Annotated in this window: 22 protein-coding genes; 16 read left to right on the top strand and 6 right to left on the bottom strand. The window is 48.4% G+C overall.

What is annotated here, in order from left to right:
• Window positions 1-45 precede the first annotated feature (45 nt).
• Window positions 46-2,655, bottom strand: a complete 2,610-nt coding sequence (locus BLW68_RS08410; protein ID WP_092792276.1) for a penicillin-binding protein 1A — start codon at window positions 2,653-2,655, stop codon at window positions 46-48.
• 153 nt (window positions 2,656-2,808) lie between these two features.
• Between BLW68_RS08410 and BLW68_RS08405 the strand changes: the two genes are divergently transcribed.
• The 9 genes from BLW68_RS08405 (at window position 2,809) to BLW68_RS08365 (ending at window position 11,610) form a co-directional block, all read left to right on the top strand.
• Window positions 2,809-3,888, top strand: coding sequence for a pilus assembly protein PilM (locus BLW68_RS08405; RefSeq protein WP_092792273.1), 1,080 nt, complete (start codon window positions 2,809-2,811; stop codon window positions 3,886-3,888).
• Window positions 3,876-4,472, top strand: a complete 597-nt coding sequence (locus BLW68_RS08400) for a PilN domain-containing protein (protein WP_092792270.1) — start codon at window positions 3,876-3,878, stop codon at window positions 4,470-4,472. Before BLW68_RS08405 ends, BLW68_RS08400 begins: the two co-directional genes overlap by 13 nt.
• Window positions 4,469-5,062 (top strand): type IV pilus inner membrane component PilO, encoded by a 594-nt coding sequence (locus BLW68_RS08395; RefSeq protein ID WP_092792267.1) that lies wholly within the window; start codon window positions 4,469-4,471, stop codon window positions 5,060-5,062. The genes BLW68_RS08400 and BLW68_RS08395 overlap by 4 nt, the downstream gene beginning before the upstream one ends.
• On the top strand, window positions 5,059-5,595 hold the full coding sequence (locus BLW68_RS08390; protein ID WP_092792265.1) for a pilus assembly protein PilP: 537 nt from the start codon (window positions 5,059-5,061) through the stop codon (window positions 5,593-5,595). The genes BLW68_RS08395 and BLW68_RS08390 overlap by 4 nt, the downstream gene beginning before the upstream one ends.
• Window positions 5,596-5,706: 111 nt before the next feature.
• The gene (locus BLW68_RS08385; protein ID WP_245728298.1) at window positions 5,707-7,680 is read left to right on the top strand and encodes a type IV pilus secretin PilQ; all 1,974 of its coding nucleotides are present in this window, start codon (window positions 5,707-5,709) and stop codon (window positions 7,678-7,680) included.
• A gap of 173 nt (window positions 7,681-7,853) precedes the next feature.
• Window positions 7,854-8,372, top strand: coding sequence for a shikimate kinase AroK (aroK, locus tag BLW68_RS08380; protein ID WP_068232868.1), 519 nt, complete (start codon window positions 7,854-7,856; stop codon window positions 8,370-8,372).
• A gap of 24 nt (window positions 8,373-8,396) precedes the next feature.
• Complete coding sequence (gene aroB, locus BLW68_RS08375; RefSeq protein ID WP_092792260.1) at window positions 8,397-9,467, top strand: 3-dehydroquinate synthase; 1,071 nt, start codon at window positions 8,397-8,399, stop codon at window positions 9,465-9,467.
• Complete coding sequence (locus BLW68_RS08370; RefSeq protein WP_092792256.1) at window positions 9,454-10,728, top strand: SPOR domain-containing protein; 1,275 nt, start codon at window positions 9,454-9,456, stop codon at window positions 10,726-10,728. The genes aroB and BLW68_RS08370 overlap by 14 nt, the downstream gene beginning before the upstream one ends.
• A 6-nt stretch (window positions 10,729-10,734) precedes the next feature.
• A complete protein-coding gene (locus BLW68_RS08365; protein WP_092792253.1) occupies window positions 10,735-11,610 on the top strand; it encodes a Dam family site-specific DNA-(adenine-N6)-methyltransferase in 876 nt (291 codons plus the stop codon).
• On the opposite strand, the gene BLW68_RS21675 is transcribed toward BLW68_RS08365, so the two are convergent.
• Window positions 11,555-11,692 (bottom strand): DUF2970 domain-containing protein, encoded by a 138-nt coding sequence (locus BLW68_RS21675; RefSeq protein ID WP_425438496.1) that lies wholly within the window; start codon window positions 11,690-11,692, stop codon window positions 11,555-11,557. The two genes, BLW68_RS08365 and BLW68_RS21675, sit on opposite strands and share 56 nt — an antisense overlap.
• Window positions 11,693-11,745: 53 nt before the next feature.
• The gene (locus BLW68_RS08355) at window positions 11,746-11,997 is read right to left on the bottom strand and encodes a hypothetical protein (RefSeq protein ID WP_218141335.1); all 252 of its coding nucleotides are present in this window, start codon (window positions 11,995-11,997) and stop codon (window positions 11,746-11,748) included.
• Between BLW68_RS08355 and BLW68_RS21105 the strand changes: the two genes are divergently transcribed.
• Complete coding sequence (locus tag BLW68_RS21105; RefSeq protein WP_177172189.1) at window positions 11,996-12,142, top strand: hypothetical protein; 147 nt, start codon at window positions 11,996-11,998, stop codon at window positions 12,140-12,142. The two genes, BLW68_RS08355 and BLW68_RS21105, sit on opposite strands and share 2 nt — an antisense overlap.
• Window positions 12,143-12,150: 8 nt before the next feature.
• Here the strand turns inward: BLW68_RS21105 and BLW68_RS08350 are convergent, their stop codons facing one another.
• Complete coding sequence (locus tag BLW68_RS08350; RefSeq protein WP_092792249.1) at window positions 12,151-12,831, bottom strand: TorF family putative porin; 681 nt, start codon at window positions 12,829-12,831, stop codon at window positions 12,151-12,153.
• Window positions 12,832-13,064: 233 nt separating this feature from the next.
• Here BLW68_RS08350 and rpe point away from each other — a divergent pair, with 233 nt between their 5' ends.
• From rpe to BLW68_RS08335, 3 genes are all read left to right on the top strand, one after another.
• Window positions 13,065-13,739 (top strand): ribulose-phosphate 3-epimerase, encoded by a 675-nt coding sequence (rpe, locus tag BLW68_RS08345; protein ID WP_092792247.1) that lies wholly within the window; start codon window positions 13,065-13,067, stop codon window positions 13,737-13,739.
• Between the two features lie 107 nt (window positions 13,740-13,846).
• On the top strand, window positions 13,847-14,851 hold the full coding sequence (gene trpS / locus BLW68_RS08340) for a tryptophan--tRNA ligase (protein WP_092792245.1): 1,005 nt from the start codon (window positions 13,847-13,849) through the stop codon (window positions 14,849-14,851).
• A gap of 211 nt (window positions 14,852-15,062) precedes the next feature.
• Window positions 15,063-15,791: a FadR/GntR family transcriptional regulator gene (locus BLW68_RS08335; RefSeq protein WP_092792243.1), complete on the top strand. Its 729-nt coding sequence runs from the start codon at window positions 15,063-15,065 to the stop codon at window positions 15,789-15,791.
• A gap of 89 nt (window positions 15,792-15,880) precedes the next feature.
• Here the strand turns inward: BLW68_RS08335 and araD1 are convergent, their stop codons facing one another.
• Both araD1 and BLW68_RS08325 read right to left on the bottom strand, forming a co-directional pair.
• The gene (gene araD1 / locus BLW68_RS08330) at window positions 15,881-16,879 is read right to left on the bottom strand and encodes an AraD1 family protein (RefSeq protein ID WP_092792241.1); all 999 of its coding nucleotides are present in this window, start codon (window positions 16,877-16,879) and stop codon (window positions 15,881-15,883) included.
• A gap of 73 nt (window positions 16,880-16,952) precedes the next feature.
• Window positions 16,953-17,888, bottom strand: a complete 936-nt coding sequence (locus tag BLW68_RS08325) for a glycoside hydrolase family 43 protein (protein ID WP_092792239.1) — start codon at window positions 17,886-17,888, stop codon at window positions 16,953-16,955.
• A gap of 191 nt (window positions 17,889-18,079) precedes the next feature.
• Here BLW68_RS08325 and BLW68_RS08320 point away from each other — a divergent pair, with 191 nt between their 5' ends.
• Genes BLW68_RS08320 through BLW68_RS08310 form a run of 3 tightly spaced genes read left to right on the top strand, consistent with a single transcriptional unit; the run spans window position 18,080 to window position 22,310 of the window.
• Window positions 18,080-19,831 carry an IlvD/Edd family dehydratase gene (locus tag BLW68_RS08320; protein WP_092792237.1) on the top strand — a complete coding sequence of 584 codons (1,752 nt, stop codon included), beginning with the start codon at window positions 18,080-18,082 and terminating at the stop codon, window positions 19,829-19,831.
• 48 nt (window positions 19,832-19,879) lie between these two features.
• Window positions 19,880-20,662: an SDR family NAD(P)-dependent oxidoreductase gene (locus tag BLW68_RS08315; protein ID WP_092792235.1), complete on the top strand. Its 783-nt coding sequence runs from the start codon at window positions 19,880-19,882 to the stop codon at window positions 20,660-20,662.
• Between the two features lie 31 nt (window positions 20,663-20,693).
• Window positions 20,694-22,310 carry an aldehyde dehydrogenase (NADP(+)) gene (locus tag BLW68_RS08310; RefSeq protein ID WP_092792233.1) on the top strand — a complete coding sequence of 539 codons (1,617 nt, stop codon included), beginning with the start codon at window positions 20,694-20,696 and terminating at the stop codon, window positions 22,308-22,310.
• Window positions 22,311-22,314 lie beyond the last annotated feature (4 nt).

Here is a 22,314-nt window from a genome sequence, read left to right as displayed (position 1 = left end):
AGCCCGCAATGCGGGCTTTTTAATTATCTGCAAGCGATACAGAAATCAGAATAATTCTACTTCTTCGTCCTGCTTTTTATCCTGTGCTTTATCAAAACTGATTTGCTGAATATTGGCGGTAGCATACTGCTTAGGTTCAGTACCGGGTTTAAAGTACTCAAAAGCACTGGTGTGATCGGTACGGTTAGTCAGTAAGCCGGTTTGCAAATCAATTCGCACAGACGACAAGCCAACCGGCGCGTTACCAGGCTGCTCCGGATACTGCGGTAAAGCTGTTTGCATGTAGGCAAGCCAGGCGGGTAATGCAGTACGGGCACCTGACTCTGTACCGGCGCTTTGTTGCTGGCCCATATTAGCATGCCATAAAGCACGGCCCAGGCTGCGGTTAGCATCGTCAAAACCCACCCACACCGTTACGGCAAGATCAGGCGTAAAGCCGGAGAACCAAGTGTCTTTAGAGTCGTTGGTGGTACCGGTTTTGGCAGAGATATCGCGTCGTTTCAGTTGCTGAACCCGCCAGGCTGTGCCATTCCAGCCAGTGCCGTGTTGCCAGCTGCCACCACCCCAAATACTGCTTTTTAGCGCATCGGCAATAAGAAAGCTGTTTTGCTCAGAGATAACCTGTTCCGCCTGTTTTTCTGACTGCTCTGCAATGGCTTGCTGGTTTAATGGCGTATCAAGCGACAGCGTATTAAATAACTGATCCATTTGTGCTTCGGCATCAATAGACTGCACCGCGGCTTGTTGGGTGGCAACAGGGGCCGCTTCACAATCGCGGCAGGCGGTGACAGGGTTGTGCTGATACAACAACTCGCCATCTTCGCTCAGTATTTTTTCGATAATGTAAGGGCTTACCAGATAGCCGCCATTAGCAAATACGGCATAGCCTGTTACCAGCTCCAGCGGTGTTAATGAGGCCGAACCTAATGAAAGGGTTTCATTGCGCGGTAAATCACTGGGCGTAAAACCAAACCGCTGTAGGTGGGTAATAATATTATCTATACCCACTGCTCTGAGCAAACGAACTGACACTACGTTTTTCGACTTGGCCAATGCTTCACGAACGCGGATTGGGCCGTCATAGACTGCCGGAGAGTTTTTCGGCCGCCAGGCAATACCGGCATTGCTGTCCCATTGATGAATAGGAGCATCATTCATAATGGTTGCCAGTGTATGCCCATGCTCCAGAGCCGCAGAGTATATAAAGGGTTTTATGTTCGAACCCACTTGCCGTTTGGCCTGAGTAACACGGTTAAACTGGCTTTGGCTAAAGCTGTAACCTCCGACAAGCGAGCGGATTGCACCGTTATGCGGGTCAATTGCCACTATGGCGCTGCTGGCTTGCGGCACCTGGCTTAAGCGCCACTGCTCATTCTGCTGACGTACAAATACATGCTGTCCTGGTTTGACAATAGCAAACGCTGTTTTAGGCGCAACGCCCTGACGTTCATCCGTCTGAAAAGTACGTGCCCACTTCAGACCGTCCCATTGCAAGGTTACTTGCTGGCCTCCGGCAATAATGGCTTCGGCGCTTTGTTCATGTACCGCGGTTATAATGGCCGGACGTAAATCTTCAATACTGCTTTGTTTATCAAGATAGGCCAGAATTTCCTCTGCACTAAGCGGGTTTTCCTGTTCAAATTTGTGCTCTGTATTGTCTGCTTCAACCAACGTGGATTGCCATAACTCTGCTACCGGCCCTCTGTAACCATGGCGTTCGTCATAGTCATACAGATTTTGTTGCAATGCCTGTTTTGCTTCTGCCTGCTGTACGCTTTGAATAGTGGTAAATACCTGTAAACCAGCAGAGTAGGCCACTTCTTCACCAAAGCGGTTAACCATATCCTGGCGCACCATTTCAGCAATATAAGGTGCAGAGGCAGTGATCTGAGCACCGTGCAGGCGGCTGGTAACCGGGGCTGCAATCGCCAGATCGTAAGCGGCTTTGTCAATCACCCTTGTTTCCAGCATCCGGCCAAGCACGACATTCCGGCGGGCTCTGGCGTTAGACGCCGAGCGTACAGGGTTAAGTGCAGACGGGGCTTTAGGTAAACCAGCGATAATGGCAATTTCGTCCAGCGTTAGTTCATGTACCGTTTTACCGAAATACACCTGAGCGGCCGCGCCAACACCGAAAGATCGTTGGCCCAGTTCTATCTTATTTAGATAAAGCTCGAGGATCTGATCTTTTGTCAGTAATTGCTCTATATGAATAGCAAGAAAAATCTCTTTGATTTTACGAACTATCTTCTTCTCGCGGCTTAAAAAGAAGTTTCGCGCCAACTGTTGCGTAATAGTGCTGGCGCCCTGGCTGAAATCGCCTGAGGAGGCGACTACTGAAATAGCACGGAATATACCAATGATATCTATACCAGGGTGTTCATAAAACCTTGTATCCTCAACAGCTAAGAATGCTTCTACCAACAAAGGCGGCATTTCTTCCAGTTTAAGCGGAATACGGCGTTTTTCACCAAATTGTGAAATTAGTTCTCCGTCTGCAGTAAATACCTGCATTGGCGTTTGTAGTCTTACATCCTGCAAGGTGGTAACGTCCGGCAGATCATCTTTAAGATAAAAGTAGATCCCAGCGATCGAAATGATGCCAAAGACGATCATTAGCAGGCTAAGAATTAAGAATTTTTTAACCCAAGACACTGAATAGCCCCAATTTTTACTCCCAATTCCTTTACAACGCTGCTAGTATATATTTATTAGCATTAGATTAAACGCTTTTTCTTGCCAAAAATTAGCGACTAAGCTATCAATGAGACAATTATAATCATAACTATAAATTGGTCGCAGGGTGCTATGATAAATCGCCTGTTTAGCAAACAAACACCCATGATGGTTGGGATTGACGTTGGTGCGCACTCCGTCAAAGCGGTATTACTTAGCCAGCATAATGGCGTTTACAAAGTGGAAGCCGTTGCAGTTGAACCAATGACAAAAGGTGCTATGTCTGATCGGGAGATACAGGACATAGAAGCCGTAGGCAATGTGCTTAGCAAGATCCGCAAAAAGATCCCCCGCTCCGTAAAGTTTGCTGCCGCCGCCGTTTCCGGATCTACTGTGATCAGCAAAATCATTTTCATGGATGTGTCCTTAACGGATGCTGAATTGGAAAGCCAGATTGAAGTAGAAGCTGATACCTTAATTCCTTACCCATTAAATGAAGTTAGTCTGGATTTTGAAAAGCTGGACGTTAACGAGGCAGATCCTTCAAAAGTTAATGTACTGTTAAGTGCTGCGCGTACAGAAAGTATAGAAGCGCGCGTTGCCGCATTAGACAATAGCGGATTCACTGCCAAGGTAGTGGATATTGAAAGCTATGCTTTAAGCCGTGCAGCACAACTATGCTTGAAACAATTACCCGATGATGCACATAAAAAGGTGGTTGCTATGGTGGACATTGGTGCCACCATGACATTACTAAGCATTATGGAAAATGGTAAAACACTCTATACCCGCGATCAGGTATTTGGTGGTGATCAATACACCCGCAGCATTTTATCTTATTACAATAAAAGTTATGACGAAGCCGAACAGGCTAAAGTAAACAGCGATTTGCCACCAAACTACACCTTTGAAGTGTTGGCACCATTTCAGACTATGCTGCTGCAACAGGTTCGCCGCGGTATTCAGATGTACCTCACCAGCAGTGGTAAAGACACAGTGGATTATCTGGTGCTGTCTGGCGGCACTGCGCTGATAGAAGGCATTGATAAGCTGCTGATTGATGAATTAGGTATTCATACCGTGGTAGCTAATCCTTTTAAAGCCATGGAAGTAGCCACTTCTGTTGATCGTGACCAGCTTAATCGTCATTCATCACAACTAATGGTTGCCAGCGGTCTGGCGTTAAGGAGTTTTTCCTCATGGCATATATAAACCTATTGCCGTGGCGGGAAGCTGCGCGTAAAGAACAACAAAAGCAGTACCTGACTGTACTCACAGCAACAGCGGTGATGAGTTTTTTACTGATGTTTCTGGTAAACATAGCCTACAACGCCCGTATTGACGGCCAAACGCAACGTAACCGTTACCTGGAAAATGAAATTAAGGTGCTGGATCAACGCATCGCAGAGATCCGTACGCTAAATGATACGAAGAAAAACTTACAGCAGCGTATGTCGCTGATTGAACAGTTGCAAGGCAGCCGTAATCTGGGAACGCAAATTATGGACGCTATTGCCAAGTCAGTACCTGCCGGGGTTTACCTAACCCAACTGGAAAAAAAAGGGACTGCTTTGCTGTTGATAGGCAAAAGTGAATCTAATAACCGCCTGTCCAATTTATTACGCGAAGCAGAAGAATCGGAATTACTTTCCAGCCCGTTATTGGAGTTTATTGAAGCCGGTAAAGACAATACCAGCTTATTAAGTAATTTTAAGATGCACCTGAAGGTTGAAGGCTATGAAGCAGTGCAGGGCGCTGACGCCGCTGTAACTCCGGCAAAAGGCGGTGCTAAATGAATCTGAATTTGTCTGAAATTGATATCAATGATTTGGATTTTCAGAACATGGGCTCTTGGCCTGTTGCGGCAAAGATTATTTTTGCTGCAGTGCTGGCGCTTATGGTATCGGCACTAAGTTATTTTCTGCTGGTTGACAGCAAGATAGACGAGTTGGCTTTTGCGCAAAAAAAAGAAGTTGAGTTACGCCAGCTGTACCGCAACAAATATGCATCTGCAGTCAATCTGGATTTATATAAGCAGCAAATGGTGGAAATGGAACAAACGTTTTCATTTCTATTAAAACAGTTACCAACAACGCATGAAACGCCGGGCCTGCTGGATGATATTACCTATGTTGGAACCACCAGCGGTTTAACTTTTATTCGTATCAACTGGGAACCAGAAATAGAAAAGGAATTTTACACAGAATTACCGATAAAAATAGAAGTAGTCGGTGACTACCATCAGTTTGGTAATTTCGTCAGTGAAGTTGCTAAGCTGCCACGTATTGTAAGCTTGCATGACTTTTCTATTCAGACCGAACCAAACGAACGGTTGCGTTTTAATGTAGTGGCTAAAACCTATCGCTATAAAGAGGTTCAGCCATGATCAGACCCTTGTCTGTGGTTGCGCTGAGCGTACTGCTAAGCGGTTGTTTTAATGATTTGAGCGATGTACAGCAGTATATTGCTGAGGTAAAAGCCAGCACCAGAGCCCGTGTCGAACCACTGCCAGAAGTTAAGGAGTTTGTGCATATTCCTTATCGCTCGCAAAATGTACGTAGCCCCTTTGCTGCGCCAAGGCCAGAAGCTGTGCAGGATAAATTTCTGCAGGTACAGGACTGTTTACACCCCGATCCAAGGCGCAGAAAAGAGCCATTAGAAAAATACGCGCTGGACAACTTAAAGATGCGCGGCACCTTGGGTGATACAGGTAATATCTGGGCGCTGATTGAGGCTTCTGACAAAACATTACACCGGGTAACTCTGAGCAATCACGTGGGATTGTTTCATGGCCGCGTCATTAATGTTGAGCCCACTCATATAGAGTTACTGGAATTAATCCCCGATGGCGCAGGTTGCTGGAAAGAACGGACGACCATGTTACAGATGATTGATATGTCATCTGTGGCGAGTAATTGACAGGTATGCGAGTAAATCATGGATAAAATAATCAAAATAATGTCTGGCAGACTCCAGCGCACGGTAGTGTCCTTTGCAACCTTAATGTTACTGTCCTTACCCGCAGCAGCTGTGCCCCTGTTATATGATGTCAGATACAACCCTCTGCTGACAGGTGAAACAGAAATTGAATTCATTTTCGATGAAGAGTTGTACGCCGATCCGAGTATTCAGGTATTTAATGAACCGGCTCGTATTGAACTGTTTTTTGATAACTCAGATTACGAAGAAAAATTAAACGAAGTACTAATAAACAAAGCCGGAGTAAAACGTGTTACTTCGGAGTTTGTCGGCGAAGGGTTTAAAACGGTTATCTATCTGGACTATCTGAAGATCTATCGTACGCGAGTCAGGGGTAACGTTTTTCATATTCATATTTCCGACAATCCTACTTCTGGCAATCTTGGCTCAGTTGCCGACGTTACTCCTACTTATATTAACCGGGTAAACGCAATAGATTTCCGCCGTGGCGATAAAGGTGAAGGCCGGGTGCTGGTATTTTTACGCGACAACACTGCTGCTGTGGATGTTGCTGAGCGTTTAGGTAAGCTGGAAGTTGAGTTCCATAACACTGATATTCTCGACGAATTACTGTACCAACTGGATGTAGTTGATTTTGGCACTATTGTAAAAGGTATCGAAACGTTTAAAGAGGTGGGCTCTACCCGTTTAGTGGTGGATACCACTGCAGAATTTACCTTTACCTATCAGCAAATCGATAATATTTTTACGCTGAATGTTGAGCGTGATACCACTAACCGCAGCATTCTCGGCGGCGGAAAAGAGTACAAAGGCCGCGCAATTTCATTGAATTTTCAGGATATTCCGGTACGTACCGTACTACAGATTATTGCGGATTATAACGGCTTTAACCTGGTAACCAGCGACTCTGTTACCGGCAATATTACGTTGCGTTTAGACGGTACGCCCTGGGATCAGGCGCTGGATATTGTGCTTAGAGTTAAAGGTCTGGATAAGCGGATGGAAGGCAATATCCTGATGGTAGCGCCAACTGACGAGTTGGCAGCACGTGAAGCCCGGGAGCTGGAAGCCAAACAGACAGTGGCTGATCTGGAGCCGTTATACTCAGATTTCTTAGCAATTAACTATGCTAAAGCGGCTGATCTAGCCGGTTTATTATCAAACAAAGATGCAACCATGCTGTCATCCCGCGGTTCTGTAAATGTTGACGAGCGTACCAATACCATCTTAATTAAAGACACGGCCCGTAACATTGAAAGTGTACGTAAGTTAATAGAGCGGCTCGATATTCCGGTACGTCAGGTACTGATTGAATCACGCATGGTTACCGTGCGTGACAGTGTTACTGATGAGCTGGGCATCCGCTGGGGCTTTAGCGACCAGCAAAGCAGCGGCAGTTCTAACCAGGGAACATCAGGCTCAGCAGGTGGGGCTAACAGTATTGCTAATGGTGTGATCCCATCGCTCGACAATCGCTGGAATGTTAACTTACCTGCCAGCAATCCGGCAGGTAGCATCGCTTTTCATATCGCGCGTCTGGCAGATGGCACCTTACTGGACCTTGAGCTTTCAGCACTTGAACAGGAAAACAAAGGTGAAATTATCGCCAGCCCACGTATTACTACTGCCAACCAGAAGCAAGCCCGTATTGAGCAGGGTGTTGAAATACCCTATGTACAGGCTGCGTCAAGTGGTGCTACCACAGTAGAATTTAAAAAAGCGGTACTGAGTTTAACGGTAACGCCGCAAATTACCCCGGACAATAAGATCATTCTGGATCTGATTATTACCCAGAATACCCGTGGTGAAACGGTGCAAACCCCAACCGGACCAGCAACAGCTATTGATACACAACAAATACAAACTCAGGTGTTAGTCGACAATGGCGAAACCATCGTTTTGGGTGGGATCTACCAGCAACAAATTCTGTCGACAGTTAATAAGGTACCGGTATTTGGTGATATTCCTTATCTGGGGGTTTTGTTCAGATCAAAGCGTGAAGTTAATGAAAAGAACGAGTTACTGATTTTCGTTACACCAAAAATCATTACTGATGGCCTTTGAACGAACAACATAAGCACTGCTGTAGCTGCGCTGGCAGTAGTGCCGGAGGTTTGAGAATTAGCTTGCCAACAAAAGGCTATTCCTGACATAATTCAGCGCTTCAAATTTTCGTGGGAGCCTTTTGGTCCTTGAATTCAACTTTTCACTGAGTTAGCTGATTAGTAATACTACCTATGGCAGAAAAACGTAATATCTTCCTTGTTGGCCCAATGGGTGCAGGCAAAAGCACAATTGGCCGTCACTTAGCAGACATGCTTCATCTTGAGTTCTACGATTCGGATCAGGAAATCGAGCGCCGCACTGGTGCAGATATTGCCTGGGTATTCGATCTGGAAGGTGAAGAAGGTTTCCGCGTACGTGAAGAAACTGTCATTCAGGATCTGACCGAACTACAGGGCATAGTGCTTGCTACTGGCGGTGGGTCAGTACTGAGTAAAGAGACTCGCAACCGCTTGTCTGCACGCGGTATTGTAGTGTATCTTGAGACACCGATCGAAAAGCAGGTTGCCCGTACTCAGCGTGATAAACGCAGACCTTTGCTGCAAACTGAAGAGGCACCAAAAGAAGTTCTGGAGCGTCTGGCGGCTGAACGTAACCCGCTTTATGCAGAAATTGCTGACTTCACTGTACGCACCGATGAGCAAAGCGCTCGTGCTGTAGCCAGTCAGATTATAGAACAACTGGGTTTTTAGCCAACATCTACCGGGGAGCTGCTGATGCAGAAAGTTGAAGTCCAACTTGGCGAACGCAGCTACACCATCTCTATCTCTGATAATTTTCAAGGATTAGCTGCCGAGCTGGCAAATTGCCGTCAGGTCGTTATTATCTCCAACCCTACGGTGGCGCCGCTTTATCTGCAGTCTGTGCAACAATTATTTGTCGGTTGCACGACACAGCATTTTTTACTGCCTGATGGTGAAGCTTACAAAACCTTAAGTTCGTTTGAGCAGGTTATGGAGTTTTTATTGCAGCAGCGTATGTCACGGGATGTGCTGCTGGTTGCGCTGGGCGGCGGAGTAATAGGCGATCTTACCGGTTTTGTGGCAGCGTGTTATCAGCGTGGTGTGCCATTTTTACAAATTCCAACTACGTTATTATCTCAGGTGGATTCCTCTGTCGGTGGTAAAACGGCAGTAAATCACCCGCTTGGCAAAAATATGATCGGTGCTTTTAAGCAACCTGCTCAGGTACTGATTAATACCGCAGTATTATCGACGTTGCCTGCACGTGAGTTTGCCGCCGGTATGGCCGAAGTAATTAAGTATGCATTGATAGCTGATGCTGAGTTTTTCAGCTGGCTGGAGCAGAAGCAACAGCTTATTCAACAACAGCATGCTGCTACACTGGCCGAGATGATCCGCTATTGTTGCCAGATGAAAGCCGATATTGTCAGCCGCGATGAAACAGAGCAGGGCGAAAGAGCTCTGCTGAATTTAGGTCATACTTTTGGCCATGCTATAGAAGCTTATCTGGGCTACGGTGAATGGCTGCATGGTGAAGCCGTCGCTGTCGGTATGGTCATGGCTGCAGAACTGGCTTTAAGCCGGGGCGATTTGCAAGCGGCAGAGTTGGCGCGTATTAATGCATTATTGTTAGCATTTTCATTGCCGGTTAAACCTCCTGCCGGTATGCATATTCGCGATTTTATGCCTTATATGAAAACAGATAAAAAAGTCAAAAACGGCAGTATGCGTTTTGTGTTACCAACCGCGTTTGGAGCCACAGCTGTGGTAGATAACGTAACCGAAACGGAACTTTTCAGGGTATTTGCTGATGGAAACAACTGAACTACAGGCAAGATTGGCATTGTTCGAGCACTTGCTGCCGTCACAGCGGGAATGGACAGAAAGATTGCTGTTTCAGCTGGCGTTTAACAATGTTGATCACATTGAAGCTGTCGGTGCTGTGGGTAGCGGTAAGTCAACACTGGCATTGACACTGGCTGAGCTGTTTTCAGAACAGTATAACGTGGCCTTACTCAATACACCGGCTGACGAGGCTCAGGTTGCCAGCCAGTTAATGCAGCAATGGTTTGGATTACCGGCGCAAGCGGGCATCGCATTGTCAGAACAAGTCGTTGCTCAGACCGGCACAGTGCCGTTGCTGCTTATCGTTGATAATGCTGAACAATTTAGCTCTGTTTTGCCACAGCTACAGGATTTACCCTGTCTGCTATTCAGCTTTTCCGCTAAACCGCTGCTGGATGACGGCTTAACACTTACCATTAGCCCGCTTACATCCGCCGATGCAGAATACTTGCTGCAGGCAGAGCAACTTAACCCGCTGGAAATTAGCAGCCGTCTGGCGGCGGCTAATGGCAACCTGCACTTGTTATTACGCCCGGCTGCCGCGAGATCTGTAGCAGAACCTGAACATACCAAACCTGCTATGCCGCCGTTTAAAGCCGTATATATTGTGATAGCGGTAGTATTGGCCGCTATGTTGCTTTATTTTTTCTGGCCTGAAAGCAAAGCACCGGATACGTCAGTACGTATACCGGTACAGATACCGGCGGTTACTACTGAGCCTGAAGTTAGCACGGAACCTGAGATTAGCGCTGAGCAAGAAACCATCCTTGATACTACGCCAGAGCCTGAGCTGATCCCTGTTATCCCGCCATCGGTGTCTGAGCCTTCAGTAGCTGAAGACACTACCACTGAGGTTGTAACAGAGCCTGCAGCACCAGAGCCGGTTGCGAAAGATAACGCGGCAGCGGCGGGAACTTTCAAATATGATGAAGCACAGTTGCTGGAGATGGATAAGCAGCAGATAGCACTGCAACTTGCGGTATTGTCCAGTAATGCATCATTGCAGCGTTTTAACAAGGCTTACCCGCAACTGGATAGCCTGGTTTATCAGCGTAACTGGCAGGGGAAAAAGCAATGGGTAATATTACTGGCACCTTTTAGCAGTACCACTGCGGCTAATCAGCAACTGGCTCAGCTGCCAGAAGCATTACGGGCAAGCGGACCTTTTGTTAAAAGGTTGCAGGCCGTACAGACAGAAATTAATGCCTTGCATCGTAATCAGCAAAGTGTGCCGGAATAGCAACCGATGGTTAAAAGCAGGCAAAAAAGCCGGGCATTTCTTAAATGGGCGGGTGGGAAATACAATCTGGTGGATGCCATACAACGGCATCTGCCAGACAGTGATACCCTGATAGAACCTTTCGTCGGTGCAGGTTCAGTATTTCTTAATACGGATTATTCAAGTTATAAACTAAATGACATCAACGCAGATTTAATCAGCTTATATCAGCTGGTTAAAACTCAGCCTGAACGGTTTATTGCAGACGCAAAAACCTTTTTTACGCCAACCTCTAACCAGCGTGATGCTTATCTTCAGTTGCGTCAGCAATTCAACCTCAGTGACGATGCTTACGAGCGGGCGCAGTTATTTTTATATCTGAACCGCCATGGTTACAATGGCCTGTGCCGTTACAATCTGTCTGGCAAGTTTAATGTGCCTTTTGGTAGTTATAAAAAGCCGTATTTTCCTGAAGCTGAACTGTATTTTTTTGCCGAGAAAGCACAGCGCGCTGAGTTTAGCTGTGCCAGTTATCAGCAACTCATGCTACAGGCGTCAACTGGGGCTGTGGTTTATTGCGATCCGCCTTATGTGCCGCTGAGCAAAACAGCCAGTTTTACCAGTTATGCCACAGAAGGTTTTAATTTAGATGACCAGGCTGAGCTGGCTAATTTAGCCGAGCAGGCGCAACAGCGTGGCGTTACAGTAGTGATCAGTAACCATGATACAACGTGGACACGAAAGATTTATCAGCAGGCACAATTGCACAGTTTGCAGGTAGGGCGTTCAATTAGCCAAAATGGTGCAACACGCGGTAAGGTGGCGGAGCTGTTTGCGGTATATCAGCCTAAGAAAGTACCCAGGACACTACAAGTAGCAGTGTTACCACAAAAAGCAGGGTGACAATAATACCGACGACAATATAAGGTAACGGGCTGGTTGCGCTGAAATCTTGTTGTCGCTGTTGCTCTGACTGAACACCCACCAAAGCACCTAACACAGCTTTAATGACTTGCAGCAGAGACGGTTTTTGGTTTATCAAGACTTTTGTACCGGCGCAAACCGGCTTAGGAGTTCAAGTAAATCAACAAAGTGAAACTGAGTCGAGCGGCTTTTGCCGGTAAACCAGCTTAACCAGTTCTGTTGATCAACTTCAGTACAGGGTATAGCTGACTGAGCCAGTTGCTGGCAGTGGTGATTGGCAATCCAGCCAGGCAAGGCAAGGCTCAGAGCACCGGCAATAATGCCAGTTGAAATTACAGCCGCTTTTAACGGGGTGGTGAATTTCATGTTAATTCCATTTGCTCTTGTAAACATGCCAGATAATAAAGCATCTGACTTTTTCATTCAAGCTGATTATTTCTTCACCATTTTATTAGCCGAACAATATGATTTAAATGAGGTAGCTACCGGTGTAGTTACACCGGTAGATTAACAGCAGCGTTAAAAGCTTTTTGAAATAGAAAATATTACCCGGCGATCTGCCAGATATGAGCCATTCATATCCGTGTCGACGTAGGCCAGGCTCAGCCCGGCACCCAACACTTCAGTGCTGATACCCACACTCCAGTCCAGATAACTGGCACTGCTGTCATCATATTCATTTTGGCCGACATGTAAGTCTAAACTGAAGTTTTCTGTTAAGGCATAACTGTAGTCAGCATATATATAATAGAATTTACCGCTGTTGGCATAGTAATCATCACTGTAGGCCAGGCCAAAGGTTAAATCTTTGTATGATAAGGAGCCGTAAATCTCCCAGAAGTTTGAGCCTTCAATTTCTGCGTTCGGGTAGCCGTAGCGCATAATACCAACATCTGTTGACCAGTCGTCATTGATGGCGCCACTCCAGCCCAGCATAACGTCCAGCTCAAGGGTGCCTTCAGCCAGAAAATCAACGTTTGAGCCCCACACCGAGACATAAAAGCCCGATTCAGAAGCCAGCGATAAGCCACCTTGTATAGCCGGGGCTTCTTCGGTTTGTGAAATACCGCGAAAGGCATAGTCAGAGGTAAAAGTAATATCCCCGCTGAGCTCTACTGCACTGGCACTAAAACTGCCGGCCGATAATCCAAGTAACATCATGCTTGTTGCTAACGTCGTCATTTTTGTTGCTGTTTTCATTTTATTCGCCCTTTTCTCTGTTCCCTCACTTTGGGGTTCCAAGATATATGCCATGTGGTTTTATTGTTTTAATTCATGTGGATAAGTTAGTCTCGTTTTAACTTATGTAACAGCTTGTGCTAAATTGGTGCGCTACTGCTCGTTTTTTGGGCGTTAACAGGCTGCGGCATAACCGTGCATTTTTATGCCAAATTCAGTAAAGTTCGCCTACTGTGTTTAAACGGATATTTGCTATGCAACCTTATTTAATTGCGCCCTCTATTTTGTCTGCAGATTTTGCCCGGTTGGGCGATGACGTAGCAGCTGTAATGCAGGCAGGGGCTGATGTGGTGCATTTCGATGTGATGGATAATCACTATGTGCCTAACCTGACAATGGGGCCCATGGTGTGCCAGGCGCTGCGAAACTATGGCATTAGCGCACCGATAGATGTGCATTTGATGGTAGAGCCGGTAGATAGCCTGGTACCACAGTTTGCCGAGGCCGGTGCCAGTATTATTACGTTTCACCCTGAGGCATCGCGCCATATTGACCGTACCCTGCAGTTAATTAAAAGCCATGGCTGCCAGGCCGGATTAGTATTTAACCCGGCTACGCCGCTAAGTTACCTGGATTATGTACTGGATAAAGTGGACGTTATTTTACTGATGTCGGTTAACCCGGGCTTTGGCGGGCAGAAGTTTATTCCGGCTACGCTGGATAAATTAGCTGCGGCACGCGATATTATCGACCAAAGCGGCTTGCCAATCCGGCTGGAAATTGATGGTGGTGTAAACCCGGATAATATTGCTGACATTGCTGCAGCCGGTGCTGATATGTTTGTTGCCGGTTCGGCCATTTTTAATGCCGCGGATTATGCAGAGGTGATTACAAAGATGCGGCAGCAATTGGCAAAAGTGCCGCGCTAGGCGGCTTTTTTACTGTTGCAACGTGCTGATATGGTTATAATGCTGCACTTCAAACCGGTGAGTACCGGCCTGTCATTAACAATACAGCCTTTAAAGTGGATACAACTATGAGCAATAAGCCAATTGTGCTAAGTGGTGCACAGCCATCCGGACAACTTACCATCGGTAATTATCTGGGGGCGCTGCGCCAATGGGACAAAATGCAGGATGACTATGATTGCTTGTACTGTATCGTTGATTTGCATGCTATTACTGTACGGCAGGAGCCTGCTGCACTGCGCAGTGCCTCGCTCGACAGCCTGGCGTTGTATCTGGCCTGTGGTATCGATCCAAAGCGCTCTGCGGTATTTATGCAATCACATGTGCCAGAGCACAGCCAGCTGGCCTGGGTGCTGAACTGCTATACCCAGTTTGGCGAGCTAAGCCGCATGACGCAGTTTAAAGATAAATCGGAGCGCCATACCCACAACGTTAACGCTGGCTTGTTTACTTACCCGGTGCTGATGGCGGCCGATATTTTATTGTATCAGGCCAATCAAATTCCGGTGGGGCATGATCAAAAACAGCATTTAGAATTAGCCCGTGATGTAGCAACACGCTTTAACGCGGTGCACGGCGACATTTTTACAGTGCCGGAGCCTTTTATTCCGCCGGTAGCAGCACGGGTAATGAGCTTGCAGGACCCAACGAAGAAAATGTCTAAGTCGGACGAAAACCCGTGGAACTTCGTCGGTTTGCTCGAAGATCCGAAAATGATCAGCAAAAAATTCAAAAAAGCGATGACCGATTCAGAAGATCCGCCACGAGTGCGCTTTGATCTGGATGCCAAACCTGGGGTGGCCAACCTGTTAAGTATTTTAAGTGGAGTAACCGGCAAAACCATTGCTGCGCTGGAAGCCGAGTACGAAGGTAAAATGTACGGCCATTTAAAAGGTGATGTTGCCGATGCTGTCATCGCTTTATTAGAGCCGGTACAGAAAACCTTTACTGAGTTACGGGCCGATCAAACGACATTAACCACAGTAATGCGCGCCGGGGCAGAAAAAGCCCGTTCGCGCGCCGCGGCGACGCTGGCGAAAGTGAATGATGCTGTTGGTTTTGTGCTGCCATAATGTTCAGTAGCTGATAACCGTACTTGTCGTAACCTGTCAGACACAGAACTGCACCAGGTGGTAGTTGTAGTTAGGCTGCCACAGCCAGGCTAAGTTGGTTTAGCTTATGGGTTTTTCTGCATTAATAAGATAGGATATATATTATTGTAGTAGTATTGGTGCAGCTAAATGGTGGCGGCTGATATTACAGGTTGTGAGCAAGGGGAATTAAATGGCTGCAGGCAGAAATCGTCCGCAAAGTATCCATGGTTGGGTAGCCGAAGAGCTGGGAACCCGTATTGTCAGCGGGGTCTATACCCCAGGCGAATATATTCCGAACGAAGCTGCTATTGGTGCAGAACTGGATGTCTCGCGCACCGCGCTGCGTGAAGCGTTTAAAATTCTTACTGCTAAAGGTTTAATTGAGGCCCGGCCCAAGCTGGGCACCCGCGTGCGGCCGCGGCAGTACTGGAATATGTTCGATACCGAAATACTCAGTTGGTGCTTTGAGTCGAAGCCTACGCCAAAGTTTTTTGTCTCCTTGTTTGAAGTGCGGGAAATTTTTGAACCGGCCGCGGCAGAGCTGGCTGCCAAAAATGGTACTGCTGAGCAAATAAAATTGTTGGCTAAAGCCTATAAAGATATGGAAAAAGCTAAGCTGGGTACTGATGAGGTATTCTCCAGTGATCTGAATTTCCACCTCTGTGTGCTAAGCGCCACTAATAATGAATTTATGATTTCGTTGGGCATGACCATTCAAACGGCGTTGATGGGCTTATTCCGTCTGAGCAGTTCAATTGGTGATGAATATACCGAAGCGCTGCCGGCGCACAAAGCAGTGTATGAAGCCATAGCAGCAAGCGATGCAACAGGCGCGAAACAGGCGATGTCGCGTTTGCTAAGCCGGTCAAAAGAAAACCTCGATTACGCCCTGACCAACTTTACCGGCAGCGGCGCATAAAACCCTAAGCGGTACGCTAAAAATAAGCAGTAAACCAATAGTTGTTAACAAAAATTTTGGCTTACTGCTTTGTCATCCGGGCGCTACAGTTACAGCGCTTTAACCTGCACACTGACGTCATTATCGATAGCCAGCGTATTTTGCAGTGGCTGGCTAAATGGCGCAGCGCCAATTTCAAAAACATCACCGGCCTGGGTTTCAAAGCCATCGCCAAAGCTTAACGTGGCGGTACCAAAAAAATGCACATGGGCGTCCCCAGGGCGGCAGAACTGCTGGTATTTAAAGTGATGTGCCTCCAGGTTGGCAATACTGTGCGACATATTCTGCTCGCCACTGACAAAAGGTTTTTGCCACACGGTTTCGCCGTTACGGATAATACGTGAATGGCCGCGAATATCAGCCGGTAACTCGCCTACCAGCAGCTCAGGGCCGAACGAGCAAGGGCGCAGCTTGGAGTGTGCCAGATACAGGTAGTTTTGCCGCTCGGTTTTATGATCAGAAAACTCGTTGCCGATAGCAAAGCCAAGCCGGTATGGCTGGCCTTGCGGGTCAATAATATACAAGCCGGCAATTTCCGGCTCTTCGCCGCCATCCAGTGCAAAACCAGGTGACACCAGCGCCGCGCCAGGTGCAACCACGATGCTGCCATCGCCTTTATAAAACCATTCTGGCTGCACGCCTTGCTGGCCCGCTGCAGGCTTGCCGCCTTCTACTCCCAGCTTAAACATTTTCATGGTATCGGTCAGCTCAGAGTCGGCTTTGCCGGATGTCTGCGCATGCATAGTGGCGCGGGTGTCGGCGCTGCCTAAGTGGGTCAGGCCGGTGCCCGTTACCAGCATATGGGCGGCATCGTCCGGGTGGTCATAGGGCGGCAGTAAGCGTTGTTGCTGAATAATGTCGGTATAGCTTAACGTGGTGTCGCTTTTCAGGGCCAGACTTTGCTGTTGCAATGACAGTTGGTTGCTTAGCGCCAGCTGTGCCAACTGATAAACCGAACTGACGCTATGCAGCACTGTAACGCTGTCGGCTGAATTAACAATAGCTACAGCGCGCTGTTTGTCTGATGTATAAAACTGAATAAGACGCATGGTGTTCCTCTTATTACAAAAAATAGTACAAAAAAGCCGGCTGCGGCATATTAGCTTGCAGCCGGCAAATAAGTTATTTCACCGCTTCGGTGATACCTTCGGATGTCATAATGATGCGTTTAATGCTGCCATCTTCGTTGTAGTACAGTGGATCTATTGCCACCGCACGGCGGAATTCACCGCCATCAGGTTGCGATGCGCCGGTGTGGTAGATAAAGAACCATTTATCTTTAAACTCGATAATCGACTGATGGTTAGTCGGCGAATTGCCGGCCACTTCGTTCAGAATGCCGCGATACTGCCAGGGGCCATGAATACTTTTGCTGGTGGCATAGGCAATTTTTTCCGGAAAGCCGGAGGCATAGGACAGATAGTAAATATCGCCACGTTTGTGGACCCATAAAGCTTCAGTAAAATCGGGCAGATCGATGGTGTTAATCGGGCCATCGAGTTCAATCATATTGTCTTTTAATTTGGCGTAGCGGGCTTTGGTATTACCCCAGAACAGATAAGACTGACCGTCATCATCGGTAAATACCGCCGGGTCTATGTCGTCCCAGTCTATGTCGGTGTCGGTAGTCATATCATTGGTAATGAGTGCCTTACCCAACGCATCTTTAAACGGTCCCAGTGGGGTGTCGGCTACGGCCACACCAATAGCAAAACCGTTAATAGTGGCGTGGCGCACAGTAACAAACCAATAAAACTTGCCGTTTTTTTCAATCACATGTGATGCCCAGGCATCGCCTTTGGCCCATTTAAAGTCTTTGGTGCTGAGCTTTGGCCCGTGGCGTTGCCAGTTCAGCATGTCGGTGGATGAAAACACCAGCCAGTCATGCATAACAAAAAAACCTTTGTTGTCTGGCGCTTCGTCATGGCCGGTGTACAAATATACGGTGTCGTTATGTACTATCGCGGCCGGATCGGCGGTGCGCACGTCCTTAAAAATCGGATTAGCGCTGGCGGCCAGTGCCCAGCCCAGGCCAAGTAGCAGTAGCAGTGTTTTCATAAGTCCCCTGTCGGTATTTGTAATTGTCATATTTGAATTATAGTATTACTAATATACTGCTTTGACAGCTGTTTTACCCCATTAGCACGCTGCTGATTTTGCTGCCGGAGAAAAAAATCACTTGTAACCTTTCTAAGGTTTTAGTATTAGTAATACAATAATATTAAATTAAGCTATTGCGAGATGCAACCATGGCAGATAACGACGACAAAAAGAGTGGCAACAAGACAGTATTACGCTCAGCAAGCTGGTTCGGCACTAATGACAAGAACGGCTTTATGTACCGCAGTTGGATGAAAAATCAGGGTATTCCGGATCACCACTTTCAGGGGCGGCCTGTTATTGGTGTGTGTAATACCTGGTCAGAGTTAACGCCATGCAATGCACATTTTCGTGAAATTGCCGAGCGGGTAAAAAATGGTATTCGTGAAGCCGGTGGTATTCCGGTTGAGTTTCCGGTGTTCTCTAATGGTGAATCGAACTTACGGCCAACGGCGATGCTCACCCGCAATCTGGCGGCGATGGATACTGAAGAGTCTATCCGCGGTAATCCGATAGACGGCGTAGTGCTGCTGGTGGGCTGTGATAAGACCACCCCGGCGCTGCTGATGGGCGCCGCTAGCTGCGACTTGCCCACTATAGTGGTAACCGGTGGCCCGATGTTAAATGGTAAACATAAAGGTCAGGATGTCGGCTCCGGCACTTTAGTGTGGCGCATGCACGAAGATTTAAAAGCCGGCAATATTGATATGAACGAGTTTTTAAGTGCAGAAGCCGGTATGTCACGCTCGGCCGGTACCTGTAATACCATGGGCACTGCTTCGACTATGGCCTGTATGGCGGAGTCATTGGGCACCAGCCTGCCACATAATGCGGCTATTCCGGCGGTAGATTCGCGCCGCTATGTGCTGGCGCATTTGTCTGGCATGCGCATTGTTGAAATGGTGCATGAAGATTTACGCCTGTCAAAAGTGTTGACCAAAGACGCATTTTTAAACGCTATCCGCACCAATGCTGCTATTGGTGGCTCTACTAACGCTGTGATCCATTTAAAAGCCATCGCCGGGCGCATCGGCGTCGATTTAAGCCTGGACGACTGGGAACATGGCCGCGGTGTGCCCACCATTGTGAATTTACAGCCATCCGGCAAATATCTGATGGAAGAGTTTTACTACGCTGGTGGTTTACCGGCCGTGCACCGCCGGCTGGGTGAGCTGGGCGTGCTGACTAAAGATGCGCTGACGGTAAATGGCAAAACCATCTGGGATAACGTTAAAGATGCGCAGTGTCATAACGATGATGTCATTCGCCCGCTGGATAACCCGCTGGTGGCTAACGGCGGCATTTGCATTTTGCGCGGCAATCTGGCGCCGCGTGGCGCAGTATTAAAGCCTTCTGCTGCCAGCCCGCACCTGATGAAACACCGGGGTAAAGCGGTAGTATTTGAAAATTTCGATCAATACAAAGCACGCATTAACGATCCTGAGCTGGATATCGACGAAAACAGCGTAATGGTACTGAAAAACTGTGGCCCTAAAGGCTACCCCGGCATGGCAGAAGTTGGCAATATGGGCCTGCCGCCCAAGGTGCTGAAAAAGGGTATTAAAGATATGGTTCGCATATCTGATGCACGGATGAGCGGTACCGCCTTTGGTACTGTGGTGTTGCATGTCACACCCGAAGCGATGGAGCTGGGCCCGTTAGCTGCCGTACAGGAAGGTGATTATATTCAGCTGGACGCCGAAAACGGCCTGTTGCAACTGGAAGTCTCCGATGCTGAGCTGGCGGCGAGGCTGGAAAAATTAAAATCCACCCAGGTTATTATGCGCACCGGCGGTTATATGGAAATGTACCGCGAGCGGGTATTGCAGGCCGATGAAGGCTGCGACTTTGATTTTCTGGTAGGCTGCCGTGGTGCTGCAGTGCCGGCGCATTCACACTAAATACGAAAAACAGCGCCTGGTATGCCAGGCGCTTAAACAGGGTTGGCTATGACATTAAGCAATAACTATCCCAGCTTGCGGGATAAAACCGTATTTATCTCCGGCGGAGGCTCGGGCATTGGTGCCTGCCTGGTTGAAGCATTTTATCGCCAGGGCGCCAAAGTGGCGTTTGTCGATATCCTCGAGGCTGAATCCCAGGCGCTGATAAGCCAATTGCAGGCGTTGCCGGATGACAACCTGCAACATGGTGCAGTGCGCTTTTACCATTGCAATCTGACGGATATCACCAGGTTAAAGCAGGTTATCGGCCAGACTGAGCAGGATTTAGGGGCTATTGCAGTACTGATCAACAACGCGGCCAGTGACACCCGGCATCACTTTTTGGACGTAACCGAGGAGTACTGGGATCAGCGCATGCAGATTAACCTGCGGCATCAGTTTTTCGCCATTCAAGCGGTGTATCCGCAAATGAAGCAACTGGGTGGCGGTTCAATTATTAACCTTGGCTCAATGAGCTGGTACGAAAGCCAGGGCGGTATGCCGGGCTATACCAGTGCCAAAGCGGCGGTACTGGGTTTAACCCGTGGCTTAGCGCGGGATTTAGGCCCGGATAAAATCCGCGTTAATACGCTGACGCCAGGCTGGGTAATGACAGAGCGCCAGTTAACGCACTGGGTGACCCCCGAAACAGCAAAAGACATTGAGAAAAACCAGTGCCTTAAAGACAGCGTGATGCCGGAAGATGTAGCAGCGATGGCGCTGTTTCTGGCCTCTGACGACAGCAAACTTTGCACCGCACAAAATTTTATTGTAGACGGCGGCTGGATTTAACCAGCGGCGCTAACTTAACAGGACACAGATTATGCGTATTACCGGCAAACAACTGATCAACGGCCAATGGCTGGCAGGTGAAGCAGGGCAATATCAGGCCGTTAATCCGGCCACTGGCGAAGAAATAGCCCCACTATTAAGCTATGCCAGCAAAGCGCAGGTGGCAGCGGCTGTAGCGGCCGCAGAGGCTGCGGCGCCCTTGTACGCCAACACCAGCGCGGCACAGCGGGCAGAGTTTTTACAGCGCTGCGCCGAAGAAGTGATGGCGTTGGGTGATGAACTTATTGAACGGGTAATGCAGGAAACCGGCTACCCGCGCGGCCGGGTGGAAGGTGAGCGTGGCCGCATCTGCCATCAGCTGCGCTTGTTTGCCAGCTCGATCCGCACCGGCGATTATCTTGATATCCGCATTGATACGGCGTTACCAGAGCGTCAGCCATTGCCGCGGCCTGATATCCGCTTTATGAACCAGCCGCTGGGGCCGGTAGTGGTATTTGGTGCCAGCAATTTTCCACTGGCGTTTTCTGTCGCCGGTGGCGATACTGCCGCCGCGCTGGCCGCCGGTTGCCCGGTGTTGGTAAAAGGCCACAATTCGCACCCTGGCAGCTGTGAGCTGGTAGCACAGGCGCTGGATAATGCGGTAAAAGCCTGTGGGCTACCCGCTGGTGTATTCTCTTTATTAATGGGCTCGGGCCGTGAAATCGGCTCTGAGCTGGTAGTAGCACCAGCTGTTAAAGCTGTCGGTTTTACCGGCTCATTAGCCGGTGGTATGGCACTGTTTAAACTGGCCAATAACCGGCCGGAACCGATACCGGTATTTGCTGAAATGGGCAGTGTTAACCCGGTGGTATTTCTGCCACAGGCATTGCAGCAGTCAGCGGCGGCACTGGCGCAGGGCTATGTGGCCTCGTTAACCCTGGGCAGTGGCCAGTTTTGTGTTAACCCCGGCGTAGCCGTGGCAATAGCCGGTCCGGAGCTGGACAGGTTTTTGCAAAGCGCTGGCGAAGCGTTGGCAAAAATTCCGGCTGGCGTAATGCTGAATGACAATATTGCCGATGCATACGATAAAGGCACTGCGCATCTTGCAGCACAAGCCGGGGTATCTTTGGCGGGCTGTGGTGCCAGTGTCACCGCTGAGCAGGGCTTTTATACCCAGGCCAAATTATTTCAGGTTGATGCCGCGACCTTTCTGGCGAACCCGCATTTACAGGAAGAAGTGTTTGGCCATACCTCGGTGGTGGTGGTCTGTGACGACCAGAAGCAGCTGTTACAGGTAGTTAGCAGCCTTAAAGGCCAGCTTACCGGCACTATTCACTGTACAGAGCCGGAACTGGCCGAGCAAAGTAAACTGGTGCAGTTGCTGCGCAGCAAAGTGGGCCGGTTGGTGATTAATAACTTCCCGACCGGGGTGGAAGTGTGCGATGCAATGATGCATGGCGGACCTTTCCCGGCAGCAACCGATGCCCGTTTTACCTCGGTAGGTACAGCGTCAATTGCCCGTTTTATCCGGCCAATATGTTTCCAGAACTACCCACAGGCACTGTTACCGCAAGAGCTGCAGGATAGCAACCCGCTGCAAATCTCACGGCTGGTCAATGGTGTACGCACCACGGCTGCGGTAGAAGCTGCGGTGGCGGGCGCCAGCTAATGGC

Source organism: Rheinheimera pacifica (assembly GCF_900108485.1).
Classification (GTDB): Bacteria; Pseudomonadota; Gammaproteobacteria; order Enterobacterales; family Alteromonadaceae; genus Alishewanella; species Alishewanella pacifica.
The sequence above is the reverse complement of the archived record's forward strand: the minus strand, read 5'-3'. Positions and strand labels throughout refer to the sequence as shown.